Genomic DNA, 14110 nt, shown 5'->3' with positions numbered 1-14110 from the left:
GTAAATTAAATTTTATTAAAACAAAAGTAGAGATAGCTTAATTGCCATCTCTACTTTTATACTTTATCTTTTAATAAACTCAACAAGCATGGATTTATTCTCTAAATTTTATCATATACTTTAGGACCATTCTTCATCAACATCTTATATGCAATTATAGTAACTAATAATATTACAGCTACATTTAAAGCAAATATTAAATATATATTTACTATCTTAAATGCAAGCCATGTTAGTATTCCTCCAATAGGAATAAAGATTAAAAACATTATAAGAGGCTTAAAATTCTTATTAAATAAAGCCTTTTCATCCTCCCAGTTAAGTTTTGGAGAGCTATAATCCATATATACACCTATTACAGAAACCATAACTATAGTTAAAGCTTGTAATATTAAACTCATAATAAATGCTATTATAGGAGCATCAAAATATATAAGTATAAATACTCCAATTAAAAATCCTATACAATTTATCATTATTGATGAAAGTATTTTAGACTTTATTTGCGTTTTATAATCAATAGGAATATATTTTAATACCATCAGGTTTTTGCCTTCTCTACTTATACAAGTAGAGGCAGCACTGCCACCAGCTATTGTTAATGCCATAAATAAAACAGATCCTCCAACTATAACTGCGCTTCCTAAGGCTTCATTACCAAAAGGCAATCCTTCAGTTGTAAAGGCAATAAAAAATATTGCTGGCATATATATAATCATAACAACACAATTTATAAAAAATGTTGGTGTTCTAAATATCATCTTTACATCCTTAATAGCAAGTGTTATCAGTGGTGATTTTTCTTTTATATATTCTTTATTATTTTCTAATATCTTTTCTCTCTTACCTACAGTCTCTGACATTCCAACGATACTCTTAAAGTATAACTTATCTCCAATATAATATAGGATAAGAGTAAGTATTAAAGTTGCTACAATTAATAATACTAAATTGATTATTCCTTTACCTTCATTACTATATAATAATGCATTTGCACCAAATATATTTGTAAAGAATACCCCATTCATAGTCTCCATGAGCCCATTACTTTTCTTCAATAATCCTTCAATTGTACCTGTAGCACTAGCACCTCTATTTGAAAAGAAATTAATTGCCACAATAAAAGCTAGTGCTATTACACCTGAAATTGTTTTAAACATATCCTTATGTCTTGATATATTAGTAAATCTCATAATTATTAATGAAATTAGTAAACATAACATAAGTGGTAATATTGGATTTACTATTATAACTATAATTGCGAATAAGTAATATAGCACTCCCATCTTAGCCTCTATACCATATGCTATAAGAGGTAAAATTATTATACATGTATAAACATACATATTTAATAAAGTAACTGCAAACTTACCTATCATAATATCACTAGCTTTAAATGGCATTGGCATAAGTACTTCTATATCTTCTGAGAAGAAAAAGACATTAAGCACAGTGTAAATACCCATAAGAAATGTTGTTGCACTTCCCATAAATAATATAAGTGATATAAGATATCCTTCTTGATTTATTGCCTTAAAACCCTCATAATTTGTACTAACCATCATGCATATAGGTGCTGAAAATAAAAGAACTAATCCAAGCATAAGAGCCATCATTAATTTACCTGACGTTTTGTTATTAAACATCTCTCCAAGAGCATTTTTTAAAAAGAATTTTGTTGCCATCTTAATCCTATTCATGTTCTGTCATCTCCAAGAACATTTTTTCTAATGACTCACTCTCTTTAAACTCTTCTCTCATTTCATCTAAAGTTCCAACAAACTGTAATTTCCCCTTATTTATAATTGCAATTCTATCACAAACTTTTTCTGCTACCTCTAATACATGAGTTGAAAATAATACTGTATTACCTTCATCGGCATGTTCCCTCATCATCTCTTTTAATATATATGATGATTTAGGATCTAGTCCAGTTAACGGCTCGTCCAATATCCACACTTTAGGTTTATGAAGTAAAACTCCCATTATTATCATCTTTTGTCTCATACCATGAGAATAACTTTGAATTTTATCTCCTAAAGCACCTTCCATTGAAAATCTTTTTGATAGCTCTTCTATTCTATCCTTTCTCTCTTCCTTTGGTACTCCATATACATCTCCCATAAAATTTAAGTATTCAATCCCTGTAAATCTTAAAAACATATCTGGATTATCAGGCACATATCCAAATTGTTCCTTTGCCCTTACTGGCTCTTTATTTATATCCACATTATTGATTGTAATATTACCATCAGTTATTTCTGATATACCTGTTATCATTTTTATAGTAGTTGTTTTACCTGCTCCATTTGGCCCTAAAAGTCCAAATATTTCTCCATCTTTAACCTGTAGATTAATATTATCTACCGCCTTAAAAGTCCCATTGTACGTTTTGCTTACATCTTTAATACAAATCAACTTAATTCCCCCTTTTTTAGTTAAATGTTACCATAATGTATTACCTATTACAATAACATCCAATTAACCACTATAATAGCTGTTATTATGGCAGTTATATCAGCTATTATAGCTGCCCAAAGGGTATGTCTTATCTTTTTAATTTTTGCTGCTCCAAAATAAACTGTTATTGTATAAAATATAGTCTCTGTAGTTCCCATAATTACTGATGCAACAAGTCCAATAAATGTATCTGCTCCATATGTTTTAATTATCTCTGTAAACATTCCAACTGCTCCACTCCCTGAAATTGGCTTTATTAATACTAAAGGCACAACTTCCTCAGGTAGTCCTATGGCCCCTGAAAGTGGTGAAATTCCTTTATTTAATAAATCTAAAAGATTTGAACTCTTAAGTATTTGAACTGCAACTATCATAGCCAGTAGACACGGAAATATTCTCATACAAACTCCAAGACCATCCTTAGCACCTTCTATAAACCATTCATAAACCTTTCTTCCCTTTATCATCCCATAAAATAGTATTATTGCAACAACTACAGGGATTATACTTTTTGTCATATAATCAAACATGATACATCCCCCTTAAAAATATCGTTGTAATATCTTACAGCAAGTTATCCCAACTATTGCTGCTACTCCAGTAGATATCATCGCTGGAATTATAATTATTCCAGGGTTACTAGAACCTGCAGCCGCCCTTATTGAAATAATAGTCGTAGGAAGTAACTGTATACAAGCTGCATTCATCACTAAAAATAATGACATATCATTAGACGCTATACTACTACCTTTATTTAATCTCTCCATTTCCTCCATTGCTTTTATTCCAAAAGGAGTCGCTGCATTAGAAAGTCCCATCATATTTGCAGTTAGATTCATAACTATAGCACCAAGGGCTTTTTCATCTTTGGCTGCATCTTTGAATAACATCCTAAGGACAGGTCTTAAAAGTTTAGCTAATTGTGCTGTAAGTCCACTCTTTTCCGCTACCTTCATAACTCCGCACCAAAAGCACATTATTCCAGCAAGTTCAATAATAAAAGTTACCGTACTTCCACTACCATTTACAATAGCCTCTGTTATCTTATCTGCGTTTCCAGTAAAGAGTGCAAATATCACTCCAAAAAATATCATCAAAAACCAAATGTAATTAATCATATTACCCTCCATAAAATAAGTACTGTTAACATTTAAATATATGCCTTGCGTAAGGGTTTTAGTAGTGATAGGATAAATATATATAAACATAAGTTAAATATGATATGTTAAAGGAGAAGCTTGAATGAAAGAAGAAAATCTTAAAATAGCACAACAAGATATTGAAGAAGCATTAAAAACTGTAGAGGATTTAGAAAATGGAATCGATAATGACAATATGTCAAAAGATGATATAAAAGAAAAATTCATATCATTAAGCGATAGACTTCAACAATTAGAAGATATCTTAAAGAATGAAGGCATATTATAAAATTTAATAGTATCTAGAAAATATAAGAAGCTTATCCTATAAGCTTCTTTTGTGCATTTTTAATATTTATACAAGGGAGGAATTTAAAATGAGAGTAGTAAATAAACATAATGAGGTTGTCCCATTTGATTTTAAAAAATTAAGAAAGAGTATCTTTGGCGCATTTGAAGATGCAAATTTCTCATACACTGAAGGAGACTTAGACTTAGTTTCAAAAGGTGCAGAAGATATATTAAAAGAGATTACTAATGATTGTAGATCTGCATCTTATGATGAATTAATTAACTCTGTAGTTAAATCATTAAATAATAATGGGTTTAAAAGTATAGCTTTTAGCATATGAAAAGATCTATAAATTATAATTTATCTTAAAAAAGACTATAGAAATAATTATATTTTTTAAATATTTCTATAGTCCTTTTTTTATAATACTTTATCTTTAAATTCTTTTAGTCCAATCCTGTCTATATAATCACCAAGTTTTTCTCCTGGCATACCTTCTTCTTTATAGATTCCAAAAATTTTATCTACTATTTTCATAGCTTCCTTTTCATCTACATCTTGTATGATTATATCTGCCATCCTCGGATTATGTCCTGCTGATCCACCAGCAGTTACAAGAAACCCTGTCTTATCAGCTATAACTCCAACATCTTTTGAATATACACCACCACATGCATTTCTACATCCCGCTACTCCAATTTTAGTTCTACAAGGGACTTCCATATATTGATACTTCTTTGAAAGCTTCATTCCTGTTCCTATTGTATTAAATTTAGACCTTTTGCAATATCCAGCTGGACACATTTCAACATTTTTAACTGTATTTTGCTTTTTTACAGCCGGTTCCATTCCAAGCTCTTCCCAAATCTTAGGCAAATCATCACCTTCAAGATTTGTTATTAATAATCTTTGCCCTGATGTTATTTTAATTACTCCATTATACTTCTTTGCAACTTTTGTTATCTTCTCTAGAGTTTCTATAGTTATAAACCCTCCTGGAATATGAGGTGTTATACCAAAAGTCCTTCTACCATTTCTAATCTTTTGAAGATTGCCATGATGCGCTCCACTTACCATAGTAGGCATATTAGGAACTGTATTTTTTATATCGCTCATAAGTTCTCCTCCTCTTTTAAAATATCTATTTAAATAAACTATAATAATTCCATTTTATAATCTTATTATATATTACCCTTCTAAATTAAGTTGTAACCAAAGTTACAAAAATAAAAAAAAGATATTAATCACCATATATTTACTATGGCAATTAATATCTAATTTATATTAACATAGCTCTAATTCTTCTTTACCATCCACGGTTACTATTTCTTTTAATTTCTTTACTGAATTATAGAATATAATCCCTGTAATTAATGATGAAAGTGCATCACTTATTGCCCCTGAAAGCCATATTCCTGTAAGTCCAAGAACTTCTCCATTTAATCCCGGAATATTTGGAAGGATTACAAGGCATGGAATTAAAAGAATAACTTGCCTTAATAAACTTAAGAACATTGATATTTTTGCCTTACCTACTGATTGGAAGTAATTTGAACTTATTACTTGGAATCCAATAACAGGTAACATAAATAGATATATTCTTATTCCTGTAGTCGCTATAGAAACAAGCTCTGGATCATTATTAAATATTCTTATTAATAAATGAGGTGCAAATTGTATTGCAATCCATCCTAAAACAACGATTATCGTCGCAGCTATTGCTCCATATTTAACAGTCTCTTTTACTCTATGATATTTACCAGCACCATAATTATATCCTATTATAGGCTGTGACCCTTGGTTTATACCGAAGATAGGCATTAAGAAAATCATAGAAATACTTGATATTATAGTCATAGCACCAATGGCTAAATCTCCGCCATATTCTTTTAATGAATTATTTGCAAGAACCTGAACAATACTTGCTGCAAGTTGCATACTAAAAGGACTCATACCTATTGAGAATATACTAATAATAGTAGATTTCTCTAACATTAAATTCTCTACTCTAAGCTTTATAATACTTTTACCTCTAGTAAAATACTGAAGTATCCAAATTGTTGTTAATACTTGAGAAATTACTGTAGCAATAGCTGCTCCCCTAACACCCATATCTAGAGCAAATATGAATATTGGATCTAATATTATGTTAGTAATTGCTCCAATTAACATTGATAACATAGCAATTTTAGGACTTCCATCACTTCTAATTGAGTGATTGAGCCCAAAGCTTAGCATATTTACAATCGTTCCAATAAATATTATTTGCATATATTGCCTTGCATAAATTTCTGTATTTTCACTTGCCCCAAAAACATTAAGTATTGGATCTAAAAATATAAGACCAACAATAGTAATCACAATACTAATTATAATTATTAAAGTAAATGCATTACCTAAATGTTTTTCTGCAGCTTTCTTATCATGCTGCCCAAGCTTTAATGATACTCTAGCGGCTGTTCCTATTCCAACTAACATCCCAAAGGCTAATATTATAGTCATTATCGGCATAGTTATTCCCACACCAGTTATAGCCAATTGTCCAACACCTTCAATATTACCTATGTACATTCTATCAATTATATTGTATAAAGTATTAACCATCATACCTACAATTGCAGGTATTGAAAATGTTAATAGTAATTTTGAAATTTTTTCTTCTCCCAATCTTTTTTGTTTATTCATTTTATACCCCTTATATTTATTTATTCTCTATATCTACGCCCATATCTTTGAGCATACCTTTAATTCCATTCATTGAAGAAATATCTGATTTCTTCTCTATGAAATCACCATCTCTATCTAATGCTACTAATGTTGGTACTCCTGTAACTTGATACTTTTTTGCAAGTTCTACTGCTTCTTCATTATCTAAAGCATCTGAATTAGCATGTACTATATTAAATTGACTACCATATTCATCATGTAGAAGCTTTAAATTTCTCTCAGCTTTAACACTATTTTCTACAAGTGAACTTTTAAATAGTATTATTGTTGGCAAATCCTTATTTATATCCTTCATACTTGTTACAAATTCAGCTCTACCATATTTTATAGCATCATATTTATTTTTATTATTTATGTGAATAATAGCGAAAGTACTCGCAGCTATAACTACAATAGCAATAATAATACTAATAATTATTATTTGTTTTTTCTTCAAAAATACTCCTCCTTTATAGTCTTTTCATAGATATACTATATCATAAATAAAATATAATTGTTGCCTTATAAAAATTAAAAATACATTGCAAACTAAGGATAAATATTCCAAATTAAAAATAGCTCCATTAAAAATTTCTAATGAAGCTATCTTTATAATTTCTGTTATTTTACGCTATTTCTTTCAATTATATTATGTGGTAATACATAATGTGCTTGCTCTAGCTCTTGCTTATTAAGAAGTTTTATTAACATTCTCATAGCAACTGATCCCATATCATAACTTGGTTGACCAACAGTAGTAAGTTTTGGATAGAATATTTCTCCAACATAGTTATTATTAAATCCAATAACACTAACATCTTCTGGTACACTTACCCCATTATCTCTTAATCCGTTTATTGCTCCCATTGCAAGCTCATCAGTTGCACAAACTATACCGTCTACTTTTTTGCCTAATTTCACATAACCTTCAGCTGCCTTATATCCACTGCTAACTTTAAGGTCTGCTAAATGAATTAATTCGTTATTAATAGCTACACCTGATTCTTTCATAGCTTTTTCGAAACCTACATATCTATCGCTCCATGCATTCATCTCATCTTTCTTAACTCCGATAAACGCTATGTTCTTTAAACCTTTATTTAATAAGTACTTTGTTCCTTCATAAGCTGCATCTATGTTATCTATAGTTACACTTGGAAGTTTTCCTTCCTTATCTTTAGTTTCAACAAGAATTGTTTTTAAATCTAATTCATTTATTAAATCTAAAATTTCATCTTGAAGAGAGCTACTCATGTAAATAACTCCATCTACCATTTTTTCTTTTAATACTCTTAAGTACTCTTTTTCTTTTTCTACATCAAAATCTGAATTTCCAAGTATTATATTATAATCATATATATTAGATACGTCTTCAGCTCCTCTAACTATCTCTGGATAGAATTGGCTTGATATGTCTGGTATTAATATTCCGATTGTCTTTGTTCTTTGTGTCTTTAAACTTCTTGCTACTATGTTTGGTCTATATCCTAATTTCTTTATTGCATCTAAAACTTTTTTCTTTGTGTCCTCGTTTACAACATCTATGTCATTTAAAACTCTAGAAACCGTAGCAATTGAAACGCCCGCTTCTCTAGCAACATCTTTAATAGAAGTAGCCATAATTTATCACTCCTAATCATATTTGATAATTTATTATACTAATATATTCGCCTTATTTCAATAAAATACCTTCTTTAATTATAGTTTTCCTAAAATTTATGTAAATATATATTAATTCTTAAAAAAGACTAGAAATCTTTACGATTCCTAGTCTTAAGAAAATTTTATCTAACAACTTCCACTGTCATATCTAACGTTTCGCCATTTATTGTTACTTCTGTATAATCAAATTCGCCATTAAATACTATATTCTTAGTTAAAGTTTCCTTCTTAATAGTATCATCAAATTTCTTTATAACATCAATTAACATGTCGTTATTTGCAACATAAAGTGTTATATTATCCGCAACCTCGAAACCTTTTTCTTTTCTCATATTTTGAATTTTTGATATAATTTCTCTTACGTGACCTTCTTCTCTTAATTCTTCTGTAATATGAGTATCTAAAACTACTCCAGTATCTCCTTCACCTGCAAATGCAAATCCATCTAGACCTTGCATTGTTACTAGGATACTATCTGAGTTAAGCTCTATTTCAGTTCCTTGAACGTTTATAACTTCAACTCCACCATTTTGAATCTTTTGAGCTAATTCCATTTGGTTTCTTGAAGCAATTTCTTTTCTTATTCCTGGTATTAACTTACCATAAGCTCTTCCTAAAACAGGTAGGTTAGGCTTAATTTCAAAGTTAACATACTTTGAAAGGTCTGCTCCAAATTCTATTTCCTTGATGTTAAGCTCATTTGCTATGATATCACCATAATAGTTTGGAAGTGATGTTGTAGATACAAGTATCTTTGAAAGTGGCTGTCTATTCTTAACATTAGCTCCATTTCTAGCACTTCTTCCTAATTTAACTATTGTGTAGGCTAAATCCATATCTTTTTCTAAATCTTTATCTATAGCTTTTTCATTAACTTTTGGCCATCCACATAAATGAATACTTTCTGGTGCAGCAGGATCTAAGTTAACTACTAAATTTTGATAGATTTCTTCTGTTATAAATGGAACAAATGGTGCAGCAACTTTAGCTAAAGTAACAAGTACTTTGTTTAGTGTTACATACGCTCCAATCTTATCATCAGTTAATTCTGATGACCAGAATCTTGATCTATTTCTTCTTACATACCAGTTTGATAACTCATCTGTAAAATCTTCAATAGCAAGAGCTGATTTTGTTATATCATACTCATCTAATCCATCTTCTACTGTCTTAATTAATGTATTTAATTTTGATAATATCCATTTATCCATTACATTATCTGATTCAAAATCAGCATATTTGCTTGGATTGAACTTATCTAAATCTGCATATAACACGTAGAATGAATATACATTCCATAATGTGCTTAAGAACTTTCTTGAAGCTTCTGCAACATCATCTATTGAGAATCTAGTTGGAAGCCATGGTGCACTTGCAGTATAGAAATGCCATCTTGTAGCATCAGCACCTTGTGAATCAAGTACATCAAATGGATCTACAACATTACCCTTTGACTTACTCATCTTTAATCCCTTTTTATCAAGAACGTGACCTAAAACTATACAATTCTCAAATGGATTTCTATCAAATATTGCAGTTGAAATTGCAAGTAATGTATAGAACCATCCTCTTGTTTGATCAACAGCTTCTGATATAAATTGAGCTGGGAAGTTTTGATCGAATAACTCTTTATTTTCAAATGGATAGTGAAGTTGAGCAAATGGCATTGATCCTGAATCGAACCAACAGTCAATAACTTCATGAGTTCTCTTCATCTTCTTTCCACAGTGTTCACAAGTTAAATCAATCTTATCTATAAATGGTTTGTGTAATTCTATATCATCAGGAACATCGATTCCCTTTTCTTTTAGTTCTGATATGCTTCCAATACATTCTCTATGTCCGCATTCACATTCCCATATTGGAAGTGGTGTACCCCAGTATCTGTCTCTTGAAATACCCCAGTCAATAACATTCTCTAAGAACTTACCAAATCTACCAGTTCTAATGTTATCCGGTAACCAGTTAATCTTATCATTATTTTCTAATAACTTATCTCTTAAAGTTGTCATAGCGACAAACCAGCTATCTTTTGGATAGTAAAGAAGTGGTGTATCACATCTCCAACAATGTGGATATGAGTGAGTATGTTTTTCTGATTTAAATAATTTATTTTCAGCTTCTAGGTAATCACAAATTTGTTGGTCGCACTTCTTAACAAACTTGCCAGCCCATGGAGTTACTTCTTCAGTAAAGCATCCAGCAGCATCAACTAAGTTTATAAATGCCATTCCATTTTTCTTTGCAACTAAGCTATCATCTTCACCATAAGCTGGTGCTATATGAACTATTCCAGTACCGTCTGAAAGTGTTACGAAGTCTCCGTGGATTACTTCAAATGCCCTTCCTTCTGGAGTATGGAATGGTAATAACTGCTCATACTTCATTCCTAGAAGATCTGCACCCTTAAATTCTTTAACTACTTCGTAGTCTTCTCCAAGAACCTTTGGAGCTAATTCTTTAGCTAAAATATAAGTTTCATCTCCTACCTTAGCTTCGATGTAATCATATGATTTATTTAAACATAAAGCTACATTTGAAGGTAATGTCCAAGGAGTTGTTGTCCATGCAAGTATGTATTTGTTCTCTTCTCCTGAAACTTTAAACTTAGCAACTGCAGTTAAGTCTTTAACATCTTTGTATCCTTGAGATACTTCATGTGATGAAAGTCCTGTTCCACATCTTGGGCAATATGGCATAACTTTGTGACCTTTGTATAAAAGATCTTTATTCCACATTTGCTTTAATGCCCACCATACTGATTCAATATATGGATTATGGTATGTTACATATGGATCTTCCATATCTACCCAGTATCCTATTTTATCAGTCATTTTTTCCCACATGTTAACATATGTGAAAACACTTTCTTTACATTCTTTAACGAATTTTTCAACACCATACTCTTCGATTTGTTCTTTACCTGAAATTCCAAGTTTCTTTTCAATTTCAAGTTCAACTGGTAATCCATGAGTATCCCAACCTGCTTTTCTTATAACTTTATATCCCTTCATTACTTTATATCTTGGGATAATATCCTTCATAACTCTTGTTAAGATATGTCCTACGTGAGGTCTTCCATTTGCTGTTGGAGGTCCATCATAAAATGTGAAATATTCACCATCTTGATTCATGTCAAAATTTTTCTTGATTACATTTCTTGCTTTCCAAAGGTCAGCAACTTCATTTTCCATACCTACAAATCCATTTGTAAGTTCTACTTTTTTGTACATGTCAAAACTCCTTTCTTACTATATATTTATTTTTGTTAAAATATTTATATATATAAGCATCTTATAATATCTTTTGTATTTTATTAATTAAAATATTTAATACTATATATGACACTTTATAATTTCTTTTTAAATATAAAAAAACCTCATCCAAACTATAGGACGAAGTAAATAACTCGCTATACCACCCATGGTAATACAATAATCAATAGTATTAATAAAACACCAACACTTTTATAATAGTAAATTTTCTCCTTTACTATTTAACTTGATATTGTGAGATTCAAGTACTAACATACTCTATCTTTTAACGCAAGATTACGGGTTAACTTAGTAAGTAAATTTATTACCGTTAGGCTACCGACTCCTAGGTGATTTTCATTAATATTTACTATAGCTTCTCACCAAACAGCTACTCTCTTTAAGCAAGTCTATTAACTACTTTTCCTAATCATTGTCTTTATTAAAAACATTATATATTATGCCCCTAAAAAAGTCAATTAAACATAAATTTATAAATTTTCTCAATTTAAATAATAATTTTTATTACTTAGTATTGATTTTTATATTAAAGAATGATTAAATTGTCTTATAGAAAAATAAATATGAAATTTAGTTGAAAATTTAAGATATAAATTACTTAATATTAGGAGGAGTAACTATGGAAAATAACAATGCAAATCCAGAAATAATGGATAAATTAACTAAAGTATGTGTGTGTAAGGCTATTAATAGAGCTACTATAAAGGATGCTATAAGAAATGGTGCTAGAAATATGGAGGATGTTAAAAAAGAAACTGGTGCTGGAACTGGATGCTGTGGCGGCGCTAGATGTGTATTTAAGATTCAAGGTTTAATAGAGCAATTTGAAAATGGTGAATACAAATAAATTCCTCGGATTAAATTTTTTATAATGCTAAAACTAATAGTGTTATAAAAAAGGAGGCGTTTATTATGAATAAAAATGAAAAAACTGCAACTAATAACCAATGGATTTCAACTCCAGTAGAATCTCAAGGTTTTTCATCTGATTGTCATAAAGAAAAAACTGAAGGAAATAATGAGTGGACTTCTACAAATAAAAATCCAGCTAAAAATACTGAAAAATAAGAATTATAAAAGGATATAGCATTTGCTATATCCTTTTATTTATTATTATATTTTTAAATATTAAATATAATTTATTGCTATAATTTAAAATTAAAACTTAAACTTATCATAGCTTATTATATATACTTTTATTTGTTCTCTTCACAATATCTTTCCATTGCATCTGCAACATGCTTTGCATGAGCAACCGCTTGAACAACAGTTTTAGCCCCTGTAACAACATCGCCTGAAGCGAATACACCTTCTCTTGTTGTATGACCTTCTTCATCTGTTATAACAAGTCCCCACTTATTTGTTTCTAATCTTGTCGTACTTGAAACAATAACTGATCTTGGCTCCTGACTTACAGCTATTATTGTTGAATCACATGGTATTATTTCTTCTTGACCGTCTAATGTTTTAGTTTGAATCCTTCCATCAACTTCTATATTTTCAGTTTTAACTACCTTAATACCATCTTCTAATATCTCAACTGGAGCTCTAAATAATTTAAACTCTACATTATCTTCTTTAGCTTCTTCTATTTCTTTCTTTGTTGCTGTCATTTGATCGAAATGCTTTCTATATACTACATATACATTTTTTGCGCCATTTCTCTTAGCTGTTCTAGCAGCATCCATAGCAACATTTCCAGCGCCAATAACACATACAGTATCGCCTAGATTATAGACATTTGGTGCTTTTAAATAATCTATAGCATAATGAACATTTCCAAGAGTTTCACCTTTTATATTTAACTTCTTAGCATTCCATACACCAGTTCCTATAAATACTGATTTATATCCATCTTCAAATAATCTATCTAATGTAATAACTGGTCCTATCATTATGTTAGGTCTTATTTGAACTCCTAATTCCTGTAGCTTTTCTGCGATTTTATCAACCATTGTATTTGGAAGTCTATATTCAGGTATCCCATATCTTAAAACTCCACCTATTTTTTCATGCGCTTCAAATATAGTAACTTTGAACCCTCTCTTTGCTAATGTAAATGCAATAGTTATTCCAGCTGGCCCTCCACCAATTATTGCAATTCTATCCCTATTAGCTACCGGCTTCTCAAACTTAACATTATTTAAGTAATCTTTTGATATTTCTTCTTCCATTTCATAAAAGTGAATTGGTTCACCTTTAATCCCCCTTATACAATGTCCTGCACACTGATCTTCGTGTGGACAAACTATAGCGCACACAGCTGAAAGAGGATTATTTTGGAATAATATCTCTCCTGCCTCATTAAGTTTGCCTTCTCTATAAAGTTCTATAATTTCTGGAATCGGAGTACTTATAGGACAAAACTCTTTGCATCTTGGTTTTTTACATAATAAACATCTATTTGCTTCTTCATTTAAAAATAAATTCATAACGTCCTCCTAAAAACTATTCTTCAGTAAATCTTTTTTATAATATATTATCAATACGATAAAAAAACAAGTTATTTTTATTGGAATAACATTAAAAAAGTTGTGTTATAATCTTAAAAGAATTAATTTGAAGGGAGCTACAAT

Annotated in this window: 14 protein-coding genes; 4 read left to right on the top strand and 10 right to left on the bottom strand. The window is 30.0% G+C overall.

The genetic code is table 11. From position 1 onward, the window contains the following. Positions 1 to 101: 101 nt before the first annotated feature. The 4 genes from K5V21_RS11100 to K5V21_RS11085 are packed head-to-tail and all read right to left on the bottom strand — an operon-like array spanning position 102 to position 3578. Positions 102 to 1700 (bottom strand): putative ABC transporter permease subunit, encoded by a 1599-nt coding sequence (locus K5V21_RS11100; protein ID WP_221861312.1) that lies wholly within the window; start codon positions 1698 to 1700, stop codon positions 102 to 104. Then, positions 1693 to 2418: an ABC transporter ATP-binding protein gene (locus K5V21_RS11095; RefSeq protein WP_204594131.1), complete on the bottom strand. Its 726-nt coding sequence runs from the start codon at positions 2416 to 2418 to the stop codon at positions 1693 to 1695. Before K5V21_RS11095 ends, K5V21_RS11100 begins: the two co-directional genes overlap by 8 nt. Positions 2419 to 2465: 47 nt before the next feature. Beyond that, positions 2466 to 2990, bottom strand: coding sequence for a spore maturation protein (locus K5V21_RS11090; protein WP_221861311.1), 525 nt, complete (start codon positions 2988 to 2990; stop codon positions 2466 to 2468). Between the two features lie 12 nt (positions 2991 to 3002). Next, positions 3003 to 3578 carry a nucleoside recognition domain-containing protein gene (locus K5V21_RS11085; RefSeq protein ID WP_221861310.1) on the bottom strand — a complete coding sequence of 192 codons (576 nt, stop codon included), beginning with the start codon at positions 3576 to 3578 and terminating at the stop codon, positions 3003 to 3005. 124 nt (positions 3579 to 3702) lie between these two features. Here K5V21_RS11085 and K5V21_RS11080 point away from each other — a divergent pair, with 124 nt between their 5' ends. Together K5V21_RS11080 and K5V21_RS11075 are read left to right on the top strand one after the other, a co-directional pair. Continuing rightward, positions 3703 to 3888, top strand: a complete 186-nt coding sequence (locus K5V21_RS11080) for a hypothetical protein (protein WP_204594134.1) — start codon at positions 3703 to 3705, stop codon at positions 3886 to 3888. Between the two features lie 88 nt (positions 3889 to 3976). Then, positions 3977 to 4231: an ATP cone domain-containing protein gene (locus tag K5V21_RS11075; protein ID WP_221861309.1), complete on the top strand. Its 255-nt coding sequence runs from the start codon at positions 3977 to 3979 to the stop codon at positions 4229 to 4231. Positions 4232 to 4311: 80 nt separating this feature from the next. On the opposite strand, the gene K5V21_RS11070 is transcribed toward K5V21_RS11075, so the two are convergent. From K5V21_RS11070 to ileS, 5 genes are all read right to left on the bottom strand, one after another. Beyond that, positions 4312 to 5007: a nitrite/sulfite reductase domain-containing protein gene (locus K5V21_RS11070; protein WP_245000700.1), complete on the bottom strand. Its 696-nt coding sequence runs from the start codon at positions 5005 to 5007 to the stop codon at positions 4312 to 4314. 168 nt (positions 5008 to 5175) lie between these two features. Continuing rightward, positions 5176 to 6576, bottom strand: a complete 1401-nt coding sequence (locus K5V21_RS11065) for an MATE family efflux transporter (RefSeq protein ID WP_221861308.1) — start codon at positions 6574 to 6576, stop codon at positions 5176 to 5178. A 16-nt stretch (positions 6577 to 6592) separates the two neighbouring features. After that, positions 6593 to 7054 (bottom strand): YbbN family protein, encoded by a 462-nt coding sequence (locus tag K5V21_RS11060; protein ID WP_204594137.1) that lies wholly within the window; start codon positions 7052 to 7054, stop codon positions 6593 to 6595. A gap of 164 nt (positions 7055 to 7218) precedes the next feature. Further along, positions 7219 to 8217, bottom strand: coding sequence for a LacI family DNA-binding transcriptional regulator (locus tag K5V21_RS11055; RefSeq protein ID WP_204594138.1), 999 nt, complete (start codon positions 8215 to 8217; stop codon positions 7219 to 7221). Between the two features lie 164 nt (positions 8218 to 8381). Next, positions 8382 to 11492 carry an isoleucine--tRNA ligase gene (ileS, locus tag K5V21_RS11050; RefSeq protein WP_221861307.1) on the bottom strand — a complete coding sequence of 1037 codons (3111 nt, stop codon included), beginning with the start codon at positions 11490 to 11492 and terminating at the stop codon, positions 8382 to 8384. A gap of 661 nt (positions 11493 to 12153) precedes the next feature. On the opposite strand from ileS, the gene K5V21_RS11045 reads away from it, so the two are divergent. After that, complete coding sequence (locus K5V21_RS11045; protein WP_221861306.1) at positions 12154 to 12381, top strand: (2Fe-2S)-binding protein; 228 nt, start codon at positions 12154 to 12156, stop codon at positions 12379 to 12381. A 65-nt stretch (positions 12382 to 12446) separates the two neighbouring features. Beyond that, complete coding sequence (locus K5V21_RS11040) at positions 12447 to 12602, top strand: hypothetical protein (protein ID WP_204594141.1); 156 nt, start codon at positions 12447 to 12449, stop codon at positions 12600 to 12602. A gap of 128 nt (positions 12603 to 12730) precedes the next feature. Here the strand turns inward: K5V21_RS11040 and K5V21_RS11035 are convergent, their stop codons facing one another. Next, the gene (locus K5V21_RS11035; protein WP_221861305.1) at positions 12731 to 13966 is read right to left on the bottom strand and encodes an NAD(P)-dependent oxidoreductase; all 1236 of its coding nucleotides are present in this window, start codon (positions 13964 to 13966) and stop codon (positions 12731 to 12733) included. Positions 13967 to 14110: the final 144 nt, after the last annotated feature.

Source organism: Clostridium sardiniense (assembly GCF_019753795.1).
GTDB classification, from domain to species: Bacteria; Bacillota; Clostridia; order Clostridiales; family Clostridiaceae; genus Clostridium; species Clostridium sardiniense.
This window is presented reverse-complemented; position numbering and strand designations above follow the sequence as displayed.